Here is a 24,843-nt window from a genome sequence, read left to right as displayed (position 1 = left end):
CGGGGAATGCAGATGGGCCAGATCGGTAGTGCGGGAGAACGCCGACTCCAATCCGAGTACGGCACCGGGGATCGGGCCGCCAAGTTCTACTCGGATCAGATGCTGGACCATCTCAATCCGACGATGATCGAGTTCGTCGGACGCCAGGAGATCGCGTTCATCGCCACCGCCGACGCGTCCGGCGAGTGCGACAACAGCCTGCGTGCCGGGACACCGGGATTCATGCACGTCATCGACTCGAAAACCCTCGCGTACCCGGAGTACCGTGGCAACGGCGTCATGGCGAGCCTCGGCAACATCCTGGAAAACCCGCACGTCGGAATCATTCTCGTGGACTTCGTGCAGGACCTCATCGGACTGCACGTGAACGGTTCGGCCCGGATCGTCGACGACGAGGTCCTTCGCTCCGAGATCGCGGACCTGCCGGTGGACCACTCCGGCGGGCGGATCCCCGAACGCTGGGTGGTGGTGGACGTGGAGGAGGCATACATCCACTGCCGCAAGCACATTCCGAGGATGGCACCGGTTCCCCGCCACCGCGAATGGGGAACCGACGACGTGAAACGCAAGGGCGGCGACTACTTCGACGCCAAGGCGACGCCGCGCCACGACTCCGACGGACAGGTCGTCGAGGAACCCGCGCCCGCCGAACTCACCCAGGTCATCGCGCCGGGCTTCTCCGTGGCGCCGGCTGGCACTTCGGGCAACTGAACGACGAGCGGTTCATGAACTTCTCCCGCCGGATCGCGGTGCCGCAGCGAGGGCACGGGCGATCCTCCTGACCGTAGGCGGACAGGGAGCGGTCGAAGTAGCCCGACTCGCCGTTGACGTTCACGTATAACGCGTCGAAGGACGTGCCGCCCTGGGTGAGTGCCTCGCGCATGACCTGCTGGGCGGCGGTGAGCACAGCACGAATCCGGGGACCGGTCAGCCTGTCGGTGAGCCGATTTCCGTGGATCTGCGCGCGCCACAACGCCTCGTCCGCGTAGATGTTGCCGATGCCGGAGACGACGGTCTGGTCCAGCAGCACACGTTTGATCTCGGTGTGCTTGCCGCGCACCACCTTCACGGTGGCCGCGAGGTCGAAACGCGGATCCAGTGGGTCGCGGGCGATGTGCGCCACCGAGTCCGGCACGAGTGAGCCGTCGACCTCAACGAGGGGCGCGAGCGCCCAGCCTCCGAACGTCCGTTGGTCCACGAACCGGAGGTCGAGACCGGAATCGAGCCGGGCCCGGATGCGCAGATGCTTCTCGGTCGGCAATTCCGGTGGCTGCACGAGCATTTGACCACTCATACCCAGATGGACCACGAGTGCGACCGTGCTGGGTTCGAGGACCAGCCACAGATACTTTCCGCGGCGGTCGGCGCCCGCAATACGTTCGCCGGTGAGCTGTCCGGCGAGGTCGGCCGCGCCGGGCAGGTGACGCCGGATCGCCCGCGGGTGCAGGATGTCCACGGAATCGATCGACGCCCCCACGATGTGGCGTTCGAGTCCGCGCCGGACCACCTCGACTTCGGGTAGTTCAGGCACTGACGTCGTCGGTCGCTACGTCGGGGCCCGCGTCGGACAACGCGTTCCACGCCGTGCTCGCGGCCTTCTGCTCGGCCTCTTTCTTGGAGCGGCCGATACCGACGCCGAGGGGCTTGCCGCCGACGATCACGGTGGCGGTGAACTCCTTGTCGTGATCCGGACCCGTCGCGGTGATCTCGTACGCCGGAACTCCGACGCCACGCTCCGCGGTCAGCTCCTGCAGGCTCGTCTTCCAGTCCAGGCCCGCGCCGAGGCGGGGGGCTCGCTGGAGGAGGTCGCTGAAGAGATCGAGTACGACGCGTCGCGCCGTCTCGATTCCGTGCTCGAGGTGGATGGCGCCGAGAATCGACTCCATGCCGTCGGCCAGGATGCTCGGCTTGTCGCGGCCGCCGGTCATCTCCTCGCCCTTCCCGAGTAGGAGATGGGCACCGAGACCGCCCTCACCGAGGCTGCGCGCCACTTCCGCGAGCGCGTGCATGTTCACGATGCTCGCCCGGATCTTCGCGAGGTCGCCCTCGGATTTATCGGGGTGCGCGAGGTAGAGCTTCTCCGTGACGGTGACTCCGAGTACGGAGTCACCGAGAAACTCGAGACGCTCGTTGGTGGGCAGACCACCGTTCTCGTACGCATACGAGCGGTGCGTCAGCGCCAGGGTGAGCAGTGAAGGCTCGATTTCTACGCCGAGGGCGGCGAGGAGGGATGCGTGATCCTCCTCGCCGCCGGCGGGTGTATTACTGATGTCGCTCGTCACAACGCCTCTCCGTGGAGAATTAGACGGCGGCAGTGACCTGGCGGCCCTTGTATGTGCCACACGACGGGCACGCGACGTGGGGCAGCGTCTTCTCGCCGCAGCCACGGTTGGGGCAGGTGACGAGGGTAGGCACAGTGGTCTTCCACTGGCTGCGACGCGACCTCGTGTTGGATCGCGACATTCTGCGCTTGGGGACAGCCACTTCTACTTCTCCTCGGCTTCGTTGTTCACAAGATTCTTGCTGGGTTCCGAATCCACGCCAAATTTGGCTGCAAGACCAGCCCAGCGAGGATCAAGTATGTCATGCCCGTGGCCAGATTCGGCAATCGCCAGGCGAACGCCACATTCTGGGCACAATCCTTGGCAGTCGTCACTGCAGAGCGGCTGCAATGGCAGTGCAAGGCCGACGGCGTCGATCACGACGGGTTCGAGGTCGATCTCGTCGTCGACGACGTGATAGACCTCCCCCTCCTCCGTGGTCTCTTCCGTGGTGCTGTCCGGGTACGCGAACAGTTCCGTGAGGGTCAGGTCCACCGTGCCGGAGAACGGCTCGAGACATCTCGAGCACTCCCCGACGGTGTCGGCTCGCAAGGAACCGGTGACCAGGACCCCCTCGGATACGGCCTCCAACCGGAGATCCAGATCGATCTCCGATCCTTCCTCGATGGCGATCAGGTCGAGACCGATGCGCTGTGGCGCCGTCACCACCCGGTCCACGGTGCGCATCGAACCGGGACGACGGCCGAGTTTGACCGTGTCCAGCACGAAGTCCGCGTCCCGACGGGAACGCGATGAGCTGTGGCGATGGGATGACAACAGGCTTCACTTTCGAGAAAAGGAAAACGACAAAGGGCAACCACTCCACGATACGCAATGAGCGCGGTGGAGCCAAATTCGATCGAGGGTTCCGCCGCTCAGCGTCGACGCTCGGCGCGGCGGTCGTCGACGTCGTAGTCGGATGCGTAGTCGGGAACACCCGAACCCGTCCGCAACTGCTGACGCCCCCGCCCCACGGACCGGACCGTGCCGTTGAGGAAGTCCTCGAACTCCGCGAGCTTCGTGTCGACGTACAGGTCGCAGTCCGAGCGGAGACGATCCGATTCGGCGTGCGCGGAGTCGATCACCCGGGCCGACTCGGCGTGGGCGGCCTGGACGACCTCCGTCTGCGAGACGAGCCTCGCCTGCTCGGCCGTGCCCTCCGCGACGGACCTCTCGTAGGACGCCTTGCCCGACTCGATCATGCGATCGGCCTCGGACCGCGCCCGACCCGTGAGCGTGTCGTACTCGCGCTGGCCTTCGGCGACGGAGGACTCGGCCTCGGCACGCGCGTCGGCGACCAACTGCTCGGCGTGCGCGCGGGCCTCGGCGACCATCCGGTCGGCCTGCGCCTTCGCATCCGCCAGGATGCGGTCGGCGTCGTCGCGGGCGTTCTCGATGGTGGAGTTCGCTTCGGCGTTGGCGCTGGAGACGGTCTTCTCCGCGTTGGCGCGGGCGTCCCCCACCAGTTTGTCCTTGTGGTCCAGGACGTCCTGGGCGTCGTCGAGTTCACCGGGAATCGCATCGCGCACGTCGTCCAGCAGTTCGAGGACGTCGCCGCGGGGAACCACGCAGCCGGCGGTCATCGGTACGCCGCGTGCCTCTTCGACAATCGCGACAAGTTCGTCGAGCGCCTCGAAAACCCGGTACACAAGCAACCCCAATCGTCCGTGACCCTCAGCAGGTCGGCGCAGCCTTCCTCGTGCAAGTCTGCACGACCGGACGCCGCGGGCGGGTCCTGGCAGCCGGTGTGTCGGGTATCAGCTGCTCTCGGCGGCGCGCTCGGCGATCCTCGTGAGAAGGCGGGCGTGCACCTTCTCCGGGAGCATGTCGGAGACGTCGCCACCGAAGGTGGCCACTTCCTTCACGAGCGAACTCGACAGGTAGCTGTAAGTGGGGTTGGTCGGGATGAAGAGGGTGTCGACACCACTGAGCTTCTGGTTCATTTGCGCCATCTGCAGCTCGTAGTCGAAGTCGTTGGCACCGCGCAGGCCCTTGACGATCGCCGTGATCCCTTGCTGCTTGGCGTAATCCACCAGCAGGCCGTGCCAGGAGGAGACCCGCACGTTGGGCAGATCGGCGGTCGAGTCTTCGAGCATCTCGATGCGTTCCTCGACGGTGAAAAGGCCACGCTTGTTCTTGTTGACCATGACCGTCACGATGACCTCGTCGAACTGCGCGGCAGCTCTGCCGATCACGTCAAGGTGGCCATTGGTCACGGGGTCGAAGGATCCGGGGCAGACAGCGCCAGTCATGAGTCCAGACCGTAGCAGGTCGCCAATTCGATTCTCGCCTCACCGTACTTCTTCGCCTTGACGGGCGCGAAGCCGTCGGGCCAGGCCGTCTCGGGTGACCTCGACGACCGCTCGAGCACCACGATCGAGCCGTCGCCGACCCAGCCGTTCACCCGCAGGTGACCGAGGACCGTCTGCACCGCCGCATCGTCGACGGCGTATGGCGGATCCGCCATCACCAGGTCGTACGGCCGGTCGGCGGTGCCCGCGAGCACCGCGGCCACCGGGGCGCCGCGGACTTCCGCGCCGGGCAGGCCGACCGTCGTCACGTTGTGTTTGATGATGCCTGTCGCCTTCGAGTCGGACTCGACGAGGACGACGCGATCCGCACCCCGGGACAGCGCCTCGAGGCCGAGCGCCCCCGATCCCGCGTAGAGATCGAGGACGGACGCGCCCTCGAGGTCCATCCTGCTGTGCAGGGCGCTGAACAATGCCTCGCGGACCCGGTCCGAGGTGGGCCGGGTCCCGCTCGGCGGGACCCGCAGGCGTCGACCGCCTGCGAGTCCCGCGATGATCCGAGTCACTCGCTCGCGGACTCCCCCGTCGCCACGACGGCGAGGAGGTCGCCGCCCTCCACCTGCTGAACCGAACCGATGGCCAGCCGGGAGACGGTGCCACCGCGGGGTGCGGTGATGGCCGCTTCCATCTTCATGGCCTCGATGGTGGCGATCGTGTCGCCGGCGGCGACATGCTGGCCCTCGGTGACGGCGAGGGTCACCACACCGGCGAACGGCGCAGGCACGTGGCCGGGGTTGTTCTTGTCGGCCTTCTCCGCGGCGGGGATCTCACTGGAGATCGACCGGTCACGCACCGACACCGGACGCAACTGCCCGTTGAGGATGGCCATGACGGTGCGGTATCCACGCTCGTCGGGTTCGGAAATGGCCTCGAGCCCGATGAGCAGCTCGACACCCTGCGCGAGGCGGACCCGGTGCTCGTCGCCGCGGCGCAGTCCGTAGAAGAACTGGTTCGCCGACAGCTGCGAGGTGTCGCCGTACTTGTCCCGGTGCTCGAGGAATTCCTTCGTCGGGCCGGGGAACAGCAGCCGGTTCAGCGTCGCGCGGCGCTCCGCGGACGTGCCGGCGAGGGCCTTCTCGTCCTCCGCGGACAGCGGCACCTCGGGCTTGGCGTCGCCACGGCCTTCGAGTGCCCGGGTGCGGAACGGTTCCGGCCAGCCACCGGGCGGGGTGCCCAGTTCGCCGCGCAGGAACCCGACCACCGAGTCGGGGATGTCGAACTTCGCGGGGTTCTCCTTGAACTCCTCGGTGGAGGCACCGGAGCCGACGAGGTGCAGGGCGAGGTCGCCGACCACCTTCGACGACGGGGTGACCTTCACGAGGCGGCCGAGCATCCGGTCGGCGGCCGCGTACTTGGCCTCGACCTCCTCGAACTTGTCGCCGAGCCCGAGGGCCACTGCCTGTGTGCGCAGGTTCGACAGCTGACCGCCCGGGATCTCGTGCGTGTAGACACGCCCGGTGGGGGCGGGCAGCCCGGACTCGAACGGCTTGTAGACCTTGCGGAGCGCCTCCCAGTACGGCTCGAGGTCGCACACGGCCTGCAGGTCCAGGCCGGTGTCGTGCTCCGAGTGCGCCGCCGCGGCCACGATGGCCGACAACGCCGGCTGGCTGGTGGTGCCCGCCAGTGCGGCCGACGCGCCGTCGACGGCGTCCGCGCCCGCCTGCCACGCGGCCAGGTACGTCGCGAGCTGTCCGCCCGGGGTGTCGTGGGTGTGCACGTGCACGGGCAGGTCGAAGTTCTTCCGCAGCGCGGTCACCAGCGTGGTGGCGGCCGGGGCGCGGAGCAGTCCGGCCATGTCCTTGATCGCGATGATGTGCGCACCGGCCTCGACGATCTCCTCCGCCAGGCGCAGGTAGTAGTCGAGGGTGTACAGCTTCTCGTTCGGGTTCGACAGGTCGCCGGTGTAGGACAGGGCGACCTCGGCGACCGAGGTGCCGGTCTCGCGGACGGCGTCGATGGCCGGCCGCATCTGGTCGACGTTGTTGAGGGCGTCGAAGATGCGGAAGATGTCGATGCCGCTGTTCGTGGCCTCCTCGACGAACGCCCGCGTCACCTTCTCCGGGTACGGGGTGTACCCGACGGTGTTCCGGCCGCGCAGCAGCATCTGCAGGCAGATGTTGGGCACGGCCTCACGCAGCGCCGACAGCCGGTACCAGGGGTCCTCGTGCAGGAACCGCAGCGCCACATCGTAGGTGGCACCGCCCCACGCCTCGATCGAGAGCAGTTCCGGGGTCATCCGGGCGACGTGCCCGGCGACGTCGAGCAGACCGCTGGTGCGCACACGGGTCGCGAGCAGCGACTGGTGGGCGTCGCGGAACGTGGTCTCGGTGACCGCGAGTGCCTTCTGCTCCCGCAGTGCCTTGGCGAATCCCTCCGGCCCGAGGGCGAGGAGCTTCTGGCGGCTGCCGTCCTGCGGCGGGGCGGACAGGTCGATCTGGGGCAGCTTGTCGCGCGGGTACACCGCCGACGGCCGCTCGCCGTGCGGCTTGTTGACCGTCACGTCGGCGAGGTAGGACAGGATCTTGGTGCCACGGTCGGCGGAGCTGCGCAGCGTGAGCAGCTCGGGGCGTTCCTCGATGAACGAGGTGGTGACCCGGCCCGCCTTGAAATCGGGGTCGTCGAGCACGGCCTGCAGGAACGGGATGTTCGTCGACACGCCGCGGATGCGGAACTCGGTGACCGCGCGGCGGGCCCGGGCGACCGCGGTTTCGAGGTCGCGGCCGCGGCAGGTGAGCTTGACGAGCATCGAGTCGAAGTACGCGCCCACCTCGGCGCCGAGGGTGGCACCGCCGTCGAGACGGATGCCGGCGCCGCCCGGTGTGCGGTACGCGGTGATCCGGCCGGTGTCCGGACGGAACCCGTTGGCCGGGTCCTCGGTGGTGATGCGGCACTGCAACGCCGCACCGCGCAGCGTGATCTTGTCCTGACTCAGGCCCAGATCGGCGAGGGTCTCCCCCGACGCGATCCGCAGCTGGGACTGCACGAGGTCGACGTCGGTGACCTCTTCGGTGACGGTGTGCTCGACCTGGATGCGCGGGTTCATTTCGATGAACACGTGGTTGCCGCGGGTGTCGAGGAGGAATTCGACGGTGCCCGCACAGGAGTAGTTGATCTCCTTCGCGAACGCGACGGCGTCGGCGCAGATCTTCGCCCGCAGCTCTTCCGGAAGGTTCGGGGCCGGCGCGAGTTCGATGACCTTCTGGTGCCTGCGCTGCAGCGAGCAGTCCCGCTCGAACAGGTGGATGACGTTGCCCTGACCGTCGGCCAGGATCTGGACCTCGATGTGCCGCGGGTCGACGACCGCCTGCTCGAGGAACACCGTCGGGTCACCGAACGCCGACTCGGCCTCGCGGGCGGCCGCCTCGATGGACTCCTTGAGCTGTGCCCGCTCGGCGACCCGGCGCATGCCGCGGCCACCGCCGCCTGCGACGGCCTTCACGAACAGCGGGAACTGCATGGTCTCGGCCGCGGCCAGCAACTCGTTCACATCGGCGGACGGCTCCGACGACGCCAGCACCGGCAGACCGGCCGCCTTCGCCGCGGCGATCGCGCGCGCCTTGTTTCCGGTGAGCTCGAGCACCTCGGCGGAGGGACCGACGAACGTGATGCCCGCCTCGGCGCACGCGGCGGCGAGATCCGGGTTCTCGGAAAGGAAGCCGTAGCCGGGGTAGATGGCATCGGCGCCTGCCTGCTTGGCCGCGGAGACGATCTCGTCGACGGAGAGGTACGCCCGAACCGGGTGTCCCTCCTCGCCGATCTGATAACTCTCGTCGGCCTTCAGACGGTGGATCGAGTTCCGATCCTCGTACGGGAACACCGCAACCGTTCCAGCACCTAGTTCGTAGGCGGCACGGAAAGCGCGGATCGCAATTTCGCCACGGTTGGCGACCAGGACTTTGGAGAACATTGGAGCAAACTACCCCGTCGAAGACGGCCGTGGAGAACAGGCATCCCACATTGCAAGATTCTCCACAAACTTCACAAAGACCCCCCTGACGTGTGCGAATTCTGCAACAGACCCGAAACAGACGTGCGAAGTTCTCACGTTTTCTCCAAATATTCGATGCGGTCGGCGTCGAGCGCCGACGTCACCATCGCCGACAGCCCCGGGTGATTCTCGAGCCGCGGATCGTCCGCGATCACCGACCGCGCGAACTCGGACGCCGCCGCGATGACGTCCTCGTGGCCGAGCAGCGACAACAGCCGCAGCGTCGACGTCGTGCCCGACTGCGCCGCACCGAGGATGTCGCCCTCGCGACGGGTGGCGAGGTCGAGCTGCGCGAGTTCGAAGCCGTCGTTGGTCGACGCCACGTTCGACAGTCGCTCGTAGGCGGGGCCGCCCGGGTTCATTTCCGTGACGAGAATGCACAGCCCCTGGTGTTTGCCACGGCCGACGCGTCCGCGCAGCTGGTGCAGCTGGCTGACGCCGAAACGGTCCGCGTCGACGATCACCATGATCGTCGCGTTCGGGACGTCGACTCCGACCTCGACCACCGTGGTGCACACGAGGACGTCGATGTCGCCGGCCGTGAAGTCGCGCATCACCGCGTCCTTCTCGTCCGCGGGCAGCCTGCCGTGCAGCAGTCCCACCCGCAGGTCGGGCATGATGTCGCCGCTCAGTTCCTCGAACACGTCGACGGCGGACTTCGTCTCGGGCGCCTTCTCGTCGAACGCGTCCTCGCCGTCGCCCTTCTCGCCGTCGCCGATCCGTGAACACACGACGTACGCCTGCCGCCCGTCGGCCACGTCCTCGCGGATCCGTTCCCACGCCCGCGCGACCCACTGCGGCTTCTGGGACGCGGGTACCACACTGCTCTTGATCGGGGAACGCCCCTTCGGCAGCTGGCGCAGCGTCGACACCTCCAGATCGCCGAGCACGGTCATCGCGATGGTGCGGGGAATCGGCGTCGCCGTCATCACCAGCAGGTGCGGGCTCAGGCCCTCCCGCGCCCTCGACCGCAGCCGGTCGCGCTGCTCGACACCGAACCGGTGCTGCTCGTCGACGACCACCATCCCGAGGTTGAAGAATTCGACGTTGTCCTGGATCAGGGCGTGCGTGCCGATGACGATTCCGGCGTCGCCGGTGATCGCCTCGTTCATGGCCGTTCGTTTGGCGGCGACGCCCATCGACCCCATCAGCAGCGCCACCCGTGTCGCCTTCTCGTGCGCGCCGAGTTCCCCGGCGGTCGCGAGGGTGCCGAGCATCGCCCGCAGCGACCGGGCGTGCTGCGTGGCGAGCACCTCGGTGGGCGCGAGCAGCGCGCACTGGTAGCCGGCGTCGACCACCTGGAGCATGGCGCGCAGGGCCACGATCGTCTTGCCCGAACCGACCTCACCCTGCAGCAGCCTGCTCATCGGGTGTGGTTGCGCCAGATCGGCGGAGATCTCGTCGGCGACCGAGTGCTGACCGTCGGTGAGCTGGAACGGGAGCATGCTCTCGAACACGTCCGCGATCCCGCCGGGCACGGGCGAGCACGCCGGTGCGACCCGCTCGGCGTTGTCGTGGCGGCGACAGGCGAGCACCAGTTGCAGCGCGGTCGCCTCGTCGAACCGCAACCGGTCGTGGGCGTTCTCGACGTCCTCGCGGGTGTCGGGCAGGTGGACCGACCGCAGCGCTTCGTCGAGTCCGATCAGGTCCCGTTCGGCCCGGACGTTCTCCGGCAGCGGGTCGTCGACGTGGTCGAGCTGGTCCAGGATCTGGCGGACGCATTTCATGATCGTCCAGCTCTCGACGTCCCGGGTGGCGGGGTAGAGCGGGATCAGCGCGCGGTCGAACACCGACATGTCGACCCCGGCTCCGGCTTCCTGCGACGCCCGGGCGATGCCCGCGAGGTCGCCGGCGCCGCGTATCCGGCCGACGTTGACGACGGGGTCCTCACTGCCCGCGCGGGGTTCGGGAAGGACGAGGTAGCTCGGGTGGGTGAGGCTCCACTTGCTGCGGAAGTACTTCACCGTTCCCGAGAACATCGCGCGCACGCCGGGCTTGATCACGTGCTTGACCTTCTGCGGACTGAAGAAGGTGACGTCCACGTTCTGGGTGTCGGTCGACAGGACCACCTTGAGCATGCTGCCCGGCCGGTTCTTCATCTTCACGACGGCCGCGGACGTGACCCGGGCGATGATCGTGATGTGCTCGCCCTCCGGCGGGTCCTTCTCGGCGAGCTCCCGGCCCTGCGAGGCGTACCGGTGCGGGTAGTGCCGCAGCAGGTCCTCGACCGTGCTGATGTCGAACGCCTCCTCGAGCGCGTCGGCGGTCTTCTTCCCCAGCAGATGATCGAGCCGGTCGGACAATGTGGCCATCGAATTCCTCATTCCACCCCGAGTTGCAACAGATCTCCAGGTTGTCCTCCGTGGTAGATCATCACCTCGACGCCGGGGTGCCGCTGCGAGATGTGATCGGCCAGTTCGGTGTCGAGCCCCTCCGGCGCTTCCGAGCCCATCAGGAGTGTCACCAGTTCTCCACCAGCGCCGAGGACGAGGTCGACGAGCCGGCGTCCGGCGGCGACCGCGTCCGGTTCGATGACGATCACCTCGTGACCCATCAGTCCGATGCCGTCTCCCGGCTCGCACGTGCCCACGTAGGTGAGGGCACGTTCGCGGGCGATCCGCAGCGACCCCCAGCGGGTGGCGGCGGCGGCCTCGGACATCGCGAACGCGTCGTCCACCGCCTCGCGCTCGGGATCGTGCACCGCCAGGGAGGCGAGTCCCTGCACCATCGCGGACGTCGCGAGCAACAGGACCTCGTGCCGGGCGTCGCGCGCCGCGGCGCTGACCGCGACGAGTTCCTGCGCCGTCAACGCGCCGTTGGGGAGGACGAGCACCTCTGTGCGTCCCATCTGCCGGATGACGCCGAGGAGCTGGGCGCGGGTGACGGGGGCGTCGTCGCAGCGCAGGATCGTCGCGCCCTCGCTCGCGAACAGTTCGGCGGCGCCGTCTCCGGCCACGACGGCGACGATTCCCCGCTCGCCCTGATCCGGCCGTGTCCGGACCGGCGGAACGAGCAGCCCCTGGTCCCGAGCGTCCACGAGGAAGCTGCTGACCCGGATTCCGTGGATGCGTCCCGCCGCGAGTCCGGCTTCCACGGCGGCGCCCGCGTCCGTGCAGTGCACGTGCACCGACCAGCCGCCGTCGCCGTCGCCGACGATCACGATCGAGTCCCCGAGGTCGTTCAGCGCGCCGCGCAGCCCGGCCATCCGGGCCTCGTCGGACTCCGCGACCAGGTACATCACCTCGAAGTCCTGGTCCGAGCCCTCGCCGCAGTCGGGTCCGGGTCCCGGATGCGCGTGCGCTGCCTGCACCTCGCCGACGGCGACGGGTTCGGCGCGGCGCGCGGACGGGGTGCGTCGCGGGACGTGGAGTGCGATCGGAGGGCGGTCCGGCGGCGCGCCCGTGACGGCGGTGACGAGCGCGTCGAGGATGACCACGAGTCCGAGTCCGCCCGCATCGACGACGCCTGCGGTGCCCAGCACCTCGAGTTGCGACGGCGTCCTGGTGAGCGCGGCCGCCGCCGCGTCGGCGGCCGCGCGGGCGGTGTCCGCGACCGGAGCCTCGTTCGGGAACTCCGCCGCCGCGTCGGCGGCACAGCGCAGCACGGTGACGATGGTGCCTTCCACCAGGTAGCTCACCGCGTCCGTCACCAGGTTGGTGGCCATCAGCAGTCCGGTCCGGACCGTCCGGGTGTCGACGGCGGACGCGACGGCCGCTTCCGCGACCCCCCGCAGCACCTGCGACAGGATCACCCCGGAGTTCCCGCGGGCGCCGGCGACCGCACCCCGCGCCAGGGCGATCGCCACCTGGCGGACGTCCTTGGTGCCGCCGTCGGCGCCCGCGTACTCGTCGATCGCACCCAGCGCCGCGCGCATCGTGAACAGCAGGTTGGTGCCGGTGTCCGAGTCCGGGATCGGAAAGACGTTGAGGCTGTTGATCTCCTCGCACCGCCGTTCCAGTCCCGCGACGGCGGTCCGCGCCCACAACTCGAGGACTCGACCGTCCATCGGGAGCTCAGGGGCCACAGTCGTCCTCTCCGGCCGGGGAATGGTGAAGGTGCCGCCAGACTAGTCGGGGGACGGTGATCGGGCCCGCGGTCCGAGCCGTTCGGGACCGGGTTTGGCCATTCCCCACTCGAGCGGCTACTCTTGCACGGTTGCCTCGTTACGGGCGCACTTGCTGTGCCCTGTTTCCACGAGGCCAGCAAATTTCACAGTTCACTATCTTGAAGGAGTTCGCGACTATGGCTGCCGTCTGCGACGTATGCGCCAAGGGGCCCGGCTTCGGTAAGTCGGTCTCGCACTCGCACCGGCGTACCAACCGTCGCTGGAACCCGAACATCCAGACTGTTCGTGCCGAGGTTGCCCCCGGAAACACCCGGAAGGTCAACGTCTGCACGTCCTGCCTGAAGGCTGGAAAGGTTGCTCGGGGCTGACCCGACGCTGCGTGCGATGTCACTGCGCCCCCGACACTTCGGTGTCGGGGGCGCAGTTCTTTTCTGTCGCGACTGCGGCCCGATTCGGCATCGTCGCAGCGCATCGGGGCACGACGGGCACCGGCAGGGGCCCACGTAGGGTGCAACGGTGACTTCTCTCGATGGATTCAGCAAAGTACAGCTCGAAGACGGCGTCCTGCGCGTCACGATCGCGACGGCGGAGAACGGCACCTCGCTGGACGGCGAGGGTTTGGTGCAGGGTGCCCGCGCGCTCGAAGCGGTCGGTGACCGGATCGGCAGCGTCCTCCTCGTCGGGGAGGGCCCGAACTTCTGCGCGGGCGGCAACGTCCGCGCCTTCGCGTCCGCACCGGTGCGCAGCGAGTGCGTCGCCGAGGTGGCGGGCGTCTTCCACGACTTCGTTCGGGCTCTCGACGCCGTGACCGTTCCGGTGATCGCCGGTGTCCACGGCTGGGCGGCGGGCGCCGGCATGAGCCTCGTCTGCCTCACGGACGTCGCGATCGGTGGCCCCGGCACCAAGCTGCGCCCCGCCTACCCGTCGATCGGCTACACGCCGGACGGCGGCATGTCCTGGACGCTGCCGCGCATCGTCGGCGACGCCCGTGCGCGTGAGATCCTGATCACCGACGCCGTTCTCAGCGGTGACGAGGCCGTTCGCCTCGGCATCCTCAGCCGCCTCGTCGGCGACGACGTCGTCCAGGACGAGGCGCTCCGGCTCGCCCGCACCCTCGCCGCCGGCCCGACGTCGTCGTACTCGGGGATCAAGACACTCGTGCGCGATTCGCGGTCGCGCACGCTCGCCGAGCAACTCGACGCGGAGGCCGAGTCGATCGCCGCCGCGGCCGACAGCCCGGTGGGACGCGAGGGCGTCGACGCGTTCGTGGAGAAGAGGCGTGCCGATTTCGCATCAGTGAAGTGAAGCGTCGTGCGGATTTCGCGTCGGTGAAGGACACGCAGGACTGACGGTCCCGTCCGCGCCGCCCTCGCCGTCCCGCGGGCGGGCGGCTTACGGCAGCTGCCAGTTCACCGGTTCCGAGCCCAGGCCGTCGAGGAGTTCGTTCGCGCGGCTGAACGGCCGCGAACCGAAGAATCCGCGTGACGCCGACAACGGTGAGGGGTGCGCCGACTCGATCGTCGGCACGTCGCCGAGCATCGGTTTCAGGGTGGACGCGTCCCGGCCCCACAGAATCGCGACGAGGGGTTCGGGGCGCGCCACGAGAGCGCGAATGGCCTGTTCGGTGACCGCCTCCCAGCCCTTCTTCCGGTGCGAGGCCGGGAGTCCGGGCTGCACGGTGAGAACCCTGTTCAGCAGGAGCACGCCCTGACGGGACCACGGGGTGAGGTCGCCGGTGGTCGGCGTCTGGTAACCGAGGTCCTTGCTGTACTCGGTGAAGATGTTGCCGAGACTGCGCGGCACCGGTTTCACCTCCGGAGCCACCGAGAAGCTGAGACCGACGGCGTGACCGGGTGTGGGGTACGGGTCCTGGCCCACGATCAGGACCTTGACCTCGGAGAACGGGTGGGTGAACGCCCTCAGGACGTTCTCCCCGGCGGGCAGGTACTCACGACCGTCGGCGATCTCCGCGCGCAGAAACGCGCCCATCTCCGTGATCCGCCCGGCCACCGGTTCGAGCGCCTCGGCCCATCCTGCCTCGACGAGGTCCGACAGCGGCGCCGCCATCAGTCGAGCCTGCGCAGCGACTCGCGGTAGTAGGCCGCGTTCGCGGCGTACATCTTCACGTTCCTGTCGAGGTGCCCCTCGGGGACCTCGTAGCCCTGCCGGATCTTCGCGGGGACACCGAGCGCCATGCTCCGCGGCGGAACCTCGAACTTGAACGGGACGACGGCACCTGCTCCGACGATCGACCCTGCGCCGATGACCGAACCGTTGAGCACGATCGAACCGGACGCGATCAGGCAGTGGTCGCCGATCGTCGACCCCTCGATGTGCGCCGCGTGGCCGACGACGCAGCCCGAGCCGATGACGGTGGGATCGAACACCGTGCAGTGGATCACGGTGCCGTCCTGGATGTTGGTGTCGGCGCCGACGGTGATGGTGCCGTAGTCGGCGCGAAGCACGGCCTGCGGCCACACCGAGGTTCCCGCCGCCAGGGTCACGTTTCCGATCACCACGGCGTCGGGGTGGACGTAGGCGTCCGGATGGATGTCGGGTTCGCGGTCCCCGAGCGCGTAGATAGCCATGCGTGCAACCTATACCGCGAAACTCTGCCAGCCGCCGGCCCCCGGCCAGGTCTCGCCGTCGACCGAGATGCCGGACCCGTCGTGGACGACACCGATCCGGGTCCACCCCGCCGGGAGCGGGACGTCGCCGGGGAAGGTGGCGGCGAAGCCGTGGTCCTCTCCCCCGGTGAGCACCCATTCCCAGTGGTCGGCGCCGAGACCCTTCGCCGCCGACACCAGTTCCGGCGACACGGTCACGTCGGATCGGCTGAGCGACATCCCGACTCCGGACTGTTCGCAGATGTGGCCGAGATCGGCGAGGAGCCCGTCGGAGATGTCGGTCATCGCGTGAACACCGCCGTCCGCGGCGGCCCACGCCGCGGCATACGGCGGGGTGGGGACCCGGTGCGCGGCGAGAAGGTCCGGGAAATCCGTGGATCCGCCGAGCAGCAACGCGAGACCGCCCGCCGATCGGCCGAGTTCCCCGGCCACCGCGACCACGTCACCCGGCCGCGCGCCCGACCGCCGGATCGGGCTCCTGCCGCCGAGATCACCGAGGACGGTGACGGAAATCACGACCTGGGCGGCCTGCACCAGATCCCCGCCCACCACACCGGCTCCGAGTTCCTCGGCGCTCTCCCCGATCGCCGCGGAGATGCCGTCCGCCACGTCGATCGGCGTGTCCGGCGGCAGGCCGAGGGACACCAGGAAAGCTGTCGGTCGCGCACCCATCGCCGCGACGTCGGCGGCGTTCTGGGCCACCGCCTTGCGACCGATGTCTCGCGGCGAAGACCAGTCGAGTCGAAAATGCCTGTCCTGCACCAGCATGTCGGCGGACACCGCCACCCGACCGTCGGCCGCCCGAACGAGAGCGGCGTCGTCTCCGGGGCCGATCAGGGTGGTCGGGGGCTGCACCCGGCCCTGCACCGCGCGGCCGATGACGGCGAATTCGCCGACGTCGGCGACGGTGCGGGGCGGAGTCGGGTCCGGGGAATCCGTCGGTGTGATGGTGTGCCTCCAGGCGCGCCGTAGTGTCGGGTGACCCGCGCGACGGCCGTGGGTCCGGTCGACGGAATGTGCGACTGCGGTACCTTCAAGCTGTTGCCGGGACTACTCGGCACGTGACCGATCAGCGCGCCGAAGCACCCGCGACTCTACCGAGATACCTGCGGGGCGGAGCAGGGAAGGGCCGGAGCGAGAGTGCAAGCGTTCATCCTGATCCAGACCGAAGTCGGCAAGGCTGCGGCGATCGCGACCGAGATCGCGAAGATCACCGGAGTGCGGACCGCCGAGGACGTGGTCGGACCGTACGACGTCATCGTGCGGGTGTCCGCCGACGACGTCGCTCCCGTCGTCAAGGAGATCCGTCAGGTCGCCGGCATCACCCGCACCCTCACCTGCGACGTCCCCGAAAAGTCTGCGAACAAGAACTGAGCATGTCCGATCTCGAACCCGAACAGAATGCATCCGACGGCACTCCCGGCCCGGCCCTCGCGGAGCGACGGAATCCGGCGCTCATCGCGACGGCCGTGGCACTGCCCGTTGCCCTGATCATCGGCATCGTCGTGGCCGCGGTCTTCGCCGGCCGCAACCCTGCCAAGGAACCCGTGTCGCTGGGGCCGGCGCCGGCGCCGGCGTCCGGGTCCGCGGAGTGCGCCGCCCTGATGGCGGGCCTCCCCGACGCGCTCGGCGACTACACCCGGGCGGAACTTACCGAACCCGCACCCGAGGCGACCGCCGCGTGGCAGCCGGCCGAGGGCGAACCCCTCGTGCTGCGGTGCGGCCTGGACCGTCCCGCGGAGTTCGATCAGGCGTCCGCGCTTCAGGTGATCGACGGGGTGCAGTGGTTCGAGATCTCCGGTGCGAGCGCCGGAATCGACGCGAGCAGCTATTTCGCCGTCGACCGCGGCGTGTACGTCGGACTCACCGTTCCCATCGGTGTGGGCCCGACTCCGCTCCAGGACATCTCCGGCGCGGTATCGCAGGCACTGCCGCAGAAGCCCCTCGATCCGGCGCCGGTCGCGAATCCCTGACCGCCGGACCGCCGTTTCGCTATCGAAGGCCGGTGCCGCGCGCGAGGGCGGTGTCGACCAGCGTCGAGACGAGGGTGCCGTAGTCGACGCCCACCGCGTCCCACATGCGCGGGTACATCGAGATAGACGTGAATCCCGGCATCGTGTTGATCTCGTTGATCACCGGGCCGTCCTCGGTGACGAAGAAGTCGACGCGTGCGAGTCCCTGGCAGTCGAGCGCGGAGAATGCGCGCACCGCGAGTTCGCGGATCTCGTCGCTGACCGAGTCCTCGAGTTTCGCGGGCACGTCGAACTCGCACACGTCGTCGAGGTATTTGCTGTCGAAGTCGTAGAACGCCTCGTCGTCGTCGGCGCCTTCCGGCATCCGGATCTCGGCGATGACGCTGGCCCGCACCTCGCCGTCCGGGAACTCGAGGACTCCGCACTCGACCTCGCGGCCGGCGATCCCCGATTCGACGATCACCTTGGGATCGTGCCGGCGGGCATGGGCGATGGCGTCGTCGAGTGCGGCCCACTCGGCCACCCGGGTGATGCCGATGGACGACCCGCCGCGGGCCGGTTTCACGAACACCGGGAGGTGGAGGCGCGACTTCTGTTCGTCGGTCAGCGTCGCAGTGCCGGGACGCAGGACGACCTGGAACCCGATCGGCAGGCCTTCCGCGGCGAGCAGCTTCTTCGTGAATTCCTTGTCCATGCCTGCCGCGCTCGCGAGCACGCCGGGACCGACGTACGGAAGTCCGGCGAGTTCGAGCAGGCCCTGGATGGTGCCGTCCTCACCGTAGGCGCCGTGCAGGACCGGGAAGACGACGTCGACGGACGCCAGGATCTTGCCCGCTTCGCCGTCGTCGAGGGCGACGAGGTCGCCGGATCGCGTCGGGTCGGCGGTGAGCGCCAGTGCGGACCCGTCGGCATCGACGCTGGGCAGCGCCCGGCCGCGGATGGACAGCGTCTCGGGGTCGGTGGAGCCGAGAACCCATGAACCCTCGGTGGTGATGCCGATCGGCACCACCTCGTACCGTTCCGGGTCGAGATTCTTCAGGACGCTTCCGGCCGACACACAGGACACGGAATGCTCGTTGCTGCGGCCACCGAAGATGACGGCTACCCGGGTACGCGGTTTACTCACGACACAAACCGTACCGTCGCCGTGACCGACTCACCGCACCCACCTCTCCTCACGTTTTCTTCGCCGACCTCAGGACACGACGGGCGGCACGCACGTCACAATGCGGACAGTGCACTCTCGAGATCGGCGACGAGGTCGTCGGTGTCCTCGATTCCGCACGAGAGCCGCACGAACCCGTCGGGCACGGGGTCGCCCCATCGGGCCCGGCGGTCGGCGCTGGTGTGGATACCGCCGAAACTCGTCGCCGGTACGAGGAGGTCGCTGCCAGCCACCAGCCGGTGGAACTGTTCGGCGGAGTCCACCTCGAACGTCACCAGCCCGCCGAACCGGCGCATCTGCCCGGCGGCGACGGCATGCGCGGGGTCACCGGGCAGCCCCGGGTACCGGACGTGGTGGGCCGCCGGGTGCGTCTCCAGCAGGGTCGCGAGCGCCAGGGCGTTGGCGCATTGCCGCTCGAATCGCAGCCCCGCCGTTCCGAGGCTCCGGTGGGCGAGCCACGTCTCGAAGGGGCCCAGCACCGTGCCCGACAGCGCCCTCTCCCGTTCCATGCCGGCCAGGAAGTCGGCGTCGGACGCGGCGATGTACCCCATGAGCAGATCGCTGTGACCGCTCAAAGTCTTTGTGCCGCTGGCGACTACCACGTCTGCACCCAGCTCGAGTGGTTGCTGGCCGAGCGGGGTGGCGGTCGTGTTGTCCACCACGAGAACGGCGCCCGCGTTCGCGCACTGCTCGGACACGGCCCGCAGATCCACCACGTCCAGGGACGGGTTGGCCGGGGTCTCGGCCACCACGACCGTCGTCCCCTCGGCGGAGGCCAGCAGTGCTGCGGCCGCCTCGCCGGCCATGTCGGCGGTCCGCAGTTCGTGCACGGTGATGCCCATCGGCTCCAGACGCTCCCGCGCGTACGCGCGCACCTGGTAGTAGCCGTCGGACGGTACGACGACGGTGTCGCCGGCGGTGAGCAGACTCCGCAGCACGACGGTGATCGCCGACATCCCGGAGCCGACGACGAGCGCGCCCGCGGCGCCCTCGAGCGCCGCCAGTGCCGACTCGAGGTCGCGCCAGCCCGGGTTGGAGGCCCGCGCGTAGGTGTCGGATTCACTCCCCTCGTCCGCGCTCAGCTGGTAGGGCGCCGCGAAGACCGGGCCCCTCTGCATCGGCGAACCAGGAATCTTTTCTGCTGCAACAGCTTTGACGCAGCGGGTCGAATCACCACTCACGTGTTCACTCCGGCTTCGTACGGCGGCCGAGCAACTGTCCGATCGCGTCCTGCACCACGAGACCCTCGTGGCACACTCGGTGCACGGCATCGGTCAGCGGCATCTCGACGTCGTAACTGGCGGCCAGAGCACGCACCGACGAGCACGATTTGACGCCCTCGGCGACCTGACCGTGGGTGGCCGCCTGAGCGCTCTCGATCGATCCGCCCTGACCGAGACGCTCCCCGAACGACCGATTCCGGGACAGGGGCGACGTGCACGTGGCGACCAGATCGCCCACCCCGGCGAGACCCGCGAGGGTGGCGGGTTTCGCGCCGAGCGCAACTCCGAGCCGGATGATCTCGGCGAGACCGCGAGTGATGATGCTCGCAATCGTGTTCTCTCCCAAACCGATTCCCGATGCCATACCGCAGGCGAGGGCGATGACGTTCTTGCAGGCGCCGCCGATCTCGCAGCCGATGACGTCCGAATTCGTGTACGGCCGGAAGTATCCGGTGGCCGAGGCCTTCTGCAATTCGAGCGCCCGCGTCGAATCCGTGCACGCGACGACCGTGGCCGCCGGCTGGCCGATCGCGATCTCCCGGGCCAGATTGGGCCCGGACAGCACGGCGACGCGCCCCGGATCCGCGCCGGTGACCTGAATGATCACCTGACTCATCCGCATGAGGGTGCCGGTCTCGATGCCCTTGGCGAGACTCAGCATGGTCGCGTTCGCGGGGATCATCGGACTCCAGACCTGCAAGTTGTCGCGCAGGGACTGCGACGGCACCGCGAGGACGACGATGTCGGCGCCGTCGAGCGCGGCCCGCGCGTCGTCGGTGGCGGTCAACGACGGAGGCAGGGCGATGCCCGGCAGGTAATCCTCGTTCTCGTGCCGCGACACGATCGATTCGGCGACCTCAGCGCGTCGCGCCCACATGGTGACATCGGTCCCGGCGTCGGCCAAGACCTTCGCAAATGCAGTCCCCCATGAACCCGCTCCCAGTACCGCAGCCTTGCTCACACAGCCCCCTCGTCGTTCGTTACCCGATGCGTCGCCCACAGTATTGCCGATGCCGAGGTCGGGCGCCGCTCCGCTACCGAACTCGTCCGCTGCTCAGCCGCGACCGGGCGTCCGGCGCACCACCCCGCGCGGGCTGGCAAGATATCCGCATGAGCACAGCGACCCGATCCGTGGCGCCGCGCGCGCACGTACTCGTCGCGGTGAAGGAACTCCACGCGGCCAAGACGCGACTGTCGGGTGTCTTCGACACGGACGACCGCACCGGACTGGTGCTGTCGATGCTGCGCGACACCCTGGCCGTCGTCAGCGACGTCGCGACGGTCGTCGGCGTCACCGTGGTCACGCCGGATCCCGCGGTGGCCCGGCTCGCCCGCAGCGTCGGCGCGAACGTCTACGCCGACCCCACCCCCGTCGACGCCGAAAATCTGCCGGACGAGGGCGGCACCGAGCACGGACTCAACGCGGCCCTGGCCGCCGCGGCCGAGCACGTCCGCCGCAACGAGAGCGGAGTCGACGTCGTCGCACTGCAGGCAGACCTTCCGTCACTGCGCGGAGGCGAATTCGGCGAAGCACTCGCCGCGGCGAGAACCGGCGGCAGGTCGGTGGTCGTCGATCATCACGGCACCGGAACGGCCGCACTGTTCTCCTGCGACCCGGCGATTCCCCTCGATCCCCGGTTCGGACCGGGATCGGCGAAGCGGCATCTCGACTCCGGGGCACGTCCCCTCGACGGCCACTGGCCGGGGCTGCGGACCGACGTCGACACCGCCGACGATCTCGATGCCGCGCAGGCGCTCGGCGTCGGACCTGCGACGCGAGCCGCACTCGACGCCCTCGAACACACCGCGCCCTCGCGCTGCGGAAACGAGTAGCCCGCGCACGCCGAGTGAATTTGCCCCATCAATTGTCCGCCGCCGAATTCTCGAGGGATGATCGTGGAGTGAGCAACCGAGAAGCACTCGATCACCCGACCGACGTCGACGGAAAGAACGGAACCCGCGACGGCATCGTGACGGCCAGCCCCACGAACGTTCCGATGGCTCCCCCCGCTGCGACGAGTGCCCTCACGAGCGCGCTGACGGACGGGCTCCCCGAAGATCGTTACCTCAACCGTGAACTCAGTTGGCTCGATTTCAATTCACGAGTACTTGCACTCGCCGAGGACACGTCGCTGCCGCTGCTCGAGCGCGCCAAATTCCTCGCCATCTTCGCCTCCAACCTGGACGAGTTCTTCATGGTCCGGGTCGCGGGACTCAAGCGCCGCGACGAGACCGGCCTGTCCGTGCGGTCAGCCGACGGCCTCTCCCCTCGCGAGCAACTCTCGCTGATCGCGACCCGTACCCAGGAGATCTCGGAGAAGGCCGCGCGGGTGTTCCTCGACTCGGTGCGTCCTGCGCTTGCCGCCGAAGGGATCTCCATCATCGGATGGGACGACCTCACCGACGACGACCGCGACCGCCTGTCGGTGCACTTCCAGGACCAGATCTTCCCCGTCCTCACCCCGCTCGCCGTCGACCATGCCCACCCGTTCCCCTACATCAGCGGCCTGAGTCTCAACCTCGCCGTGACAGTGAAAGACGCACTCACCGGTGGCGAACACTTTGCGAGGGTCAAGGTTCCGGACAACGTGGGCAGGTTCGTCCGCGTCCGCCGCGACGAGACACCGTCCTCCATCGACGCGTTCCTGCCCCTGGAAGATCTGATCTCCGCCCACCTCGACATGCTGTTCCCGGGCATGGAGATCGTCGAACACCACGCCTTCCGCATCACCCGCAACGCCGACTTCGAGGTCGAGGAAGACCGCGACGAGGACCTCCTGCAGGCCCTCGAGCGGGAACTCGCACGGCGACGCTTCGGCTCCCCCGTCCGGCTCGAGGTCGCCGACGACATGACCGAACACATGCTCGACCTCCTGCTGCGCGAACTCGACGTCGACCCCGGCGACGTCATCCAGGTGCCCGGACTGCTGGATCTGTCGTGCCTCTGGCAGGTGTACGCCGTCGACCGGCCCGCCCTCAAGGACGCACCGTTCGTGCCCGCAACGCATCCGGCGTTCGGCGAGCGGGAAACACCCAAGAGCGTCTTCTCCACCCTTCGCGACGGCGACGTCCTGGTCCACCACCCGTACGACTCGTTCTCCACCAGCGTGCAACGCTTCATCGAGCAGGCCGCCGCCGACCCCCAGGTTTTGGCGATCAAGCAGACGCTCTACCGCACGTCCGGCGACTCCCCCATCGTCGACGCCCTGATCACCGCCGCCGAGGCCGGCAAACAGGTTGTCGCACTGGTCGAGATCAAGGCGCGATTCGACGAGCAGGCGAACATCAAATGGGCCCGCAAGCTCGAACACGCGGGTGTGCACGTGGTGTACGGACTGGTCGGGCTCAAGACCCACTGCAAGACGTGCCTCGTCGTCCGCCGCGAGGGGTCCACCATCCGGCGTTACTGCCACATCGGCACCGGAAACTACAACCCGAAGACGGCCCGGCTGTACGAAGACATCGGTCTGCTCACCGCGGCACCGGAGATCGGCGCCGACCTCACCGACCTGTTCAACTCGCTCACCGGCTACTCGCGGAAAACCCAGTATCGCAACCTCCTCGTCGCGCCGTACGGTGTGCGCCGGGGCATCATCGAGCGGATCGACGGTGAGATTGCGCACAAATTGCGGGGCGAAGACGCCGGAATCCTCCTGAAGGCCAACGCCTTGGTCGACGAACAGGTGATCGACGCGCTCTATCGCGCGTCCAAGGCCGGCGTGCCCGTCGAGATCGTCGTCCGCGGCATCTGCGCCCTCAAGCCCGGAGTTCCCGGACTGAGCGAGAACATCCACGTCCGGTCGATCCTCGGCCGTTTCCTCGAGCATTCGCGAGTCTTCCACTTCCGCGGCGCCGACGAATTCTGGATCGGCAGCGCAGACATGATGCACCGCAACCTCGACCGACGCGTCGAGGTCATGGCGCAGGTGAAGGATCCTCGCCTCACCGCTCAGATCGGCGAGATCGTCGATTCGGCGCTCGATCCCGTCACGCGGTGCTGGGTGCTCGGACCCGACGGCCGGTGGGTTCCGTCCCCCGCGCACGGCGAGGAGGTCCGGGACCACCAGGAGGCCATGATGCGCAAACGAATGGGCACCGGATCCTGATCGCGGCGTACCCGCGGCAGTAGGGAAGGAACTCGGTGAGCAGCACACCCGGCAAACCGGTCAAAGCCAATATCTTCGCGGCGGGAGCAGTGCTGTGGCGAAAGTCTCCCGAGAATCCCGACGAGATCGAGATCGCGGTCATTCACCGGCCCAAGTATGAGGACTGGTCGTTTCCCAAGGGAAAACTCGACCCCGGCGAAACCGCGGTGGTGGCAGCACTGCGCGAGGTGGAAGAAGAGACGGGTATTCGCGGGCGTCTCGGGAGGCATCTCGGCGCGTTGACCTATCCGATTCCCGGGCACCGCCGATTGAAACGAGTCGAATACTGGGCGGCCGAGGCCCGCGCGGGCGAATTCGTCCCCAACAGCGAGGTGGACCTGATGCGGTGGCTTCCCGTATCCGACGTGGCCGATCAGCTGTCCTATCCCATGGATCGCAAGATGCTCCGCCGTTTCACGGCTCAACCGCCCGACACCGCGACCGTCCTCCTGGTCCGGCATGCCAAGGCGGGAAGCCGGAAACGGTACAGGGGCGACGACGCCACACGGCCCCTGGATGCGAACGGCATACTCCAGGCCGACGCCCTCGTAGCCCAGCTCGAGGCGTTCGGGGCCACCGACATCACGTCGGCCGACAGAACGCGGTGCACACAGACGGTCGAGCCGCTGGCCCGCGCGCTGGACACGACCGTCCGGTTGGATCCGCTGCTGTCCGAGGAGAGTTACACCGCCGACCCGGCGGCCACCCGTACCCGGGTCCGCAAGATCGCCGCACTCGGCGGGGTTCAGGTGATCTGCAGCCAGGGTGGCGTCATTCCCGATCTGCTCGACTGGTGGGCGGACATCGACGGCGTCGCACTCCCCCCGGCACGGAACAGAAAGGCGAGCACCTGGGTGCTCTCACTGTCCGGGGGCAAACTCATCGCCGCCGACCACCTCGACAGTCCCCTGCCTCCCACGCGCAAGGACTGAGAGCCGCCGGCCGGATTTCGTCCGGGAACGACAACGACACAGACAGGCGCCAACCCCCAGGGTCGGCGCCTGTCTGTGTTCGGGAAGACCCGTG

The 24,843-nt window shown here is 68.5% G+C and carries 24 protein-coding genes; 8 read left to right on the top strand and 16 right to left on the bottom strand.

The features are described from left to right. Positions 1 to 6 precede the first annotated feature (6 nt). Positions 7 to 711: a pyridoxamine 5'-phosphate oxidase family protein gene (locus tag JWS14_RS35370; RefSeq protein ID WP_072937780.1), complete on the top strand. Its 705-nt coding sequence runs from the start codon at positions 7 to 9 to the stop codon at positions 709 to 711. Here JWS14_RS35370 and mutM read toward each other — a convergent pair. From mutM to JWS14_RS35320, 10 genes are all read right to left on the bottom strand, one after another. Next, positions 662 to 1,531, bottom strand: a complete 870-nt coding sequence (gene mutM / locus JWS14_RS35365) for a bifunctional DNA-formamidopyrimidine glycosylase/DNA-(apurinic or apyrimidinic site) lyase (RefSeq protein WP_072937779.1) — start codon at positions 1,529 to 1,531, stop codon at positions 662 to 664. The two genes, JWS14_RS35370 and mutM, sit on opposite strands and share 50 nt — an antisense overlap. Then, a complete protein-coding gene (gene rnc, locus JWS14_RS35360) occupies positions 1,524 to 2,282 on the bottom strand; it encodes a ribonuclease III (protein WP_072937778.1) in 759 nt (252 codons plus the stop codon). The genes mutM and rnc overlap by 8 nt, the downstream gene beginning before the upstream one ends. Positions 2,283 to 2,301: 19 nt before the next feature. Further along, complete coding sequence (gene rpmF, locus JWS14_RS35355) at positions 2,302 to 2,484, bottom strand: 50S ribosomal protein L32 (RefSeq protein ID WP_005240446.1); 183 nt, start codon at positions 2,482 to 2,484, stop codon at positions 2,302 to 2,304. Between the two features lie 2 nt (positions 2,485 to 2,486). Then, the gene (locus JWS14_RS35350; RefSeq protein WP_072937777.1) at positions 2,487 to 3,047 is read right to left on the bottom strand and encodes a YceD family protein; all 561 of its coding nucleotides are present in this window, start codon (positions 3,045 to 3,047) and stop codon (positions 2,487 to 2,489) included. Positions 3,048 to 3,196: 149 nt separating this feature from the next. Continuing rightward, a complete protein-coding gene (locus JWS14_RS35345; RefSeq protein ID WP_072937776.1) occupies positions 3,197 to 3,970 on the bottom strand; it encodes a DivIVA domain-containing protein in 774 nt (257 codons plus the stop codon). A 108-nt stretch (positions 3,971 to 4,078) separates the two neighbouring features. Further along, positions 4,079 to 4,573: a pantetheine-phosphate adenylyltransferase gene (gene coaD / locus JWS14_RS35340; protein WP_015890262.1), complete on the bottom strand. Its 495-nt coding sequence runs from the start codon at positions 4,571 to 4,573 to the stop codon at positions 4,079 to 4,081. Next, the gene (gene rsmD, locus JWS14_RS35335) at positions 4,570 to 5,136 is read right to left on the bottom strand and encodes a 16S rRNA (guanine(966)-N(2))-methyltransferase RsmD (protein WP_072937775.1); all 567 of its coding nucleotides are present in this window, start codon (positions 5,134 to 5,136) and stop codon (positions 4,570 to 4,572) included. The genes coaD and rsmD overlap by 4 nt, the downstream gene beginning before the upstream one ends. Continuing rightward, positions 5,133 to 8,537, bottom strand: coding sequence for a pyruvate carboxylase (locus JWS14_RS35330; RefSeq protein ID WP_072937774.1), 3,405 nt, complete (start codon positions 8,535 to 8,537; stop codon positions 5,133 to 5,135). Before JWS14_RS35330 ends, rsmD begins: the two co-directional genes overlap by 4 nt. 134 nt (positions 8,538 to 8,671) lie before the next feature. Then, positions 8,672 to 10,930: an ATP-dependent DNA helicase RecG gene (gene recG, locus JWS14_RS35325; protein WP_206015268.1), complete on the bottom strand. Its 2,259-nt coding sequence runs from the start codon at positions 10,928 to 10,930 to the stop codon at positions 8,672 to 8,674. Between the two features lie 8 nt (positions 10,931 to 10,938). Next, complete coding sequence (locus JWS14_RS35320) at positions 10,939 to 12,624, bottom strand: DAK2 domain-containing protein (protein ID WP_206016251.1); 1,686 nt, start codon at positions 12,622 to 12,624, stop codon at positions 10,939 to 10,941. 236 nt (positions 12,625 to 12,860) lie between these two features. Between JWS14_RS35320 and rpmB the strand changes: the two genes are divergently transcribed. Both rpmB and JWS14_RS35310 read left to right on the top strand, forming a co-directional pair. Next, on the top strand, positions 12,861 to 13,052 hold the full coding sequence (gene rpmB / locus JWS14_RS35315) for a 50S ribosomal protein L28 (protein ID WP_005240429.1): 192 nt from the start codon (positions 12,861 to 12,863) through the stop codon (positions 13,050 to 13,052). Positions 13,053 to 13,200: 148 nt separating this feature from the next. Continuing rightward, positions 13,201 to 13,989 (top strand): enoyl-CoA hydratase/isomerase family protein, encoded by a 789-nt coding sequence (locus tag JWS14_RS35310; RefSeq protein ID WP_072937771.1) that lies wholly within the window; start codon positions 13,201 to 13,203, stop codon positions 13,987 to 13,989. An 87-nt stretch (positions 13,990 to 14,076) separates the two neighbouring features. On the opposite strand, the gene JWS14_RS35305 is transcribed toward JWS14_RS35310, so the two are convergent. The 3 genes from JWS14_RS35305 to JWS14_RS35295 are packed head-to-tail and all read right to left on the bottom strand — an operon-like array spanning position 14,077 to position 16,259. Beyond that, complete coding sequence (locus JWS14_RS35305; RefSeq protein WP_206016250.1) at positions 14,077 to 14,754, bottom strand: uracil-DNA glycosylase; 678 nt, start codon at positions 14,752 to 14,754, stop codon at positions 14,077 to 14,079. Next, positions 14,751 to 15,272: a gamma carbonic anhydrase family protein gene (locus JWS14_RS35300; RefSeq protein WP_072937770.1), complete on the bottom strand. Its 522-nt coding sequence runs from the start codon at positions 15,270 to 15,272 to the stop codon at positions 14,751 to 14,753. Before JWS14_RS35300 ends, JWS14_RS35305 begins: the two co-directional genes overlap by 4 nt. A gap of 9 nt (positions 15,273 to 15,281) precedes the next feature. Beyond that, positions 15,282 to 16,259 carry a thiamine-phosphate kinase gene (locus JWS14_RS35295; protein WP_206016249.1) on the bottom strand — a complete coding sequence of 326 codons (978 nt, stop codon included), beginning with the start codon at positions 16,257 to 16,259 and terminating at the stop codon, positions 15,282 to 15,284. A gap of 192 nt (positions 16,260 to 16,451) precedes the next feature. Here JWS14_RS35295 and JWS14_RS35290 point away from each other — a divergent pair, with 192 nt between their 5' ends. Next, on the top strand, positions 16,452 to 16,685 hold the full coding sequence (locus tag JWS14_RS35290) for an Lrp/AsnC ligand binding domain-containing protein (RefSeq protein WP_072937768.1): 234 nt from the start codon (positions 16,452 to 16,454) through the stop codon (positions 16,683 to 16,685). Between the two features lie 2 nt (positions 16,686 to 16,687). Beyond that, the gene (locus tag JWS14_RS35285) at positions 16,688 to 17,284 is read left to right on the top strand and encodes a DUF3515 domain-containing protein (RefSeq protein WP_206015267.1); all 597 of its coding nucleotides are present in this window, start codon (positions 16,688 to 16,690) and stop codon (positions 17,282 to 17,284) included. Positions 17,285 to 17,303: 19 nt separating this feature from the next. Here the strand turns inward: JWS14_RS35285 and JWS14_RS35280 are convergent, their stop codons facing one another. The 3 genes from JWS14_RS35280 to JWS14_RS35270 form a co-directional block, all read right to left on the bottom strand. Further along, complete coding sequence (locus JWS14_RS35280; protein WP_095860784.1) at positions 17,304 to 18,410, bottom strand: D-alanine--D-alanine ligase family protein; 1,107 nt, start codon at positions 18,408 to 18,410, stop codon at positions 17,304 to 17,306. Positions 18,411 to 18,505: 95 nt separating this feature from the next. Beyond that, positions 18,506 to 19,630, bottom strand: coding sequence for a cystathionine gamma-lyase (locus JWS14_RS35275; protein WP_095860785.1), 1,125 nt, complete (start codon positions 19,628 to 19,630; stop codon positions 18,506 to 18,508). A gap of 4 nt (positions 19,631 to 19,634) precedes the next feature. Then, the gene (locus JWS14_RS35270) at positions 19,635 to 20,633 is read right to left on the bottom strand and encodes an NAD(P)H-dependent glycerol-3-phosphate dehydrogenase (RefSeq protein ID WP_072937764.1); all 999 of its coding nucleotides are present in this window, start codon (positions 20,631 to 20,633) and stop codon (positions 19,635 to 19,637) included. A 170-nt stretch (positions 20,634 to 20,803) separates the two neighbouring features. On the opposite strand from JWS14_RS35270, the gene cofC reads away from it, so the two are divergent. The 3 genes from cofC to JWS14_RS35255 all read left to right on the top strand — a co-directional run bounded on the left by cofC (position 20,804) and on the right by JWS14_RS35255 (position 24,749). Next, positions 20,804 to 21,505 (top strand): 2-phospho-L-lactate guanylyltransferase, encoded by a 702-nt coding sequence (cofC, locus tag JWS14_RS35265; RefSeq protein ID WP_306454235.1) that lies wholly within the window; start codon positions 20,804 to 20,806, stop codon positions 21,503 to 21,505. A gap of 68 nt (positions 21,506 to 21,573) precedes the next feature. Further along, positions 21,574 to 23,778: an RNA degradosome polyphosphate kinase gene (locus JWS14_RS35260; RefSeq protein WP_072937762.1), complete on the top strand. Its 2,205-nt coding sequence runs from the start codon at positions 21,574 to 21,576 to the stop codon at positions 23,776 to 23,778. A gap of 35 nt (positions 23,779 to 23,813) precedes the next feature. Then, positions 23,814 to 24,749, top strand: coding sequence for an NUDIX hydrolase (locus JWS14_RS35255; protein WP_072937761.1), 936 nt, complete (start codon positions 23,814 to 23,816; stop codon positions 24,747 to 24,749). Positions 24,750 to 24,843 lie beyond the last annotated feature (94 nt).

This window comes from Rhodococcus koreensis, from assembly GCF_017068375.1.
In the GTDB taxonomy this organism is placed as follows: domain Bacteria; phylum Actinomycetota; class Actinomycetes; order Mycobacteriales; family Mycobacteriaceae; genus Rhodococcus_F; species Rhodococcus_F koreensis.
The sequence above is the reverse complement of the archived record's forward strand: the minus strand, read 5'-3'. Positions and strand labels throughout refer to the sequence as shown.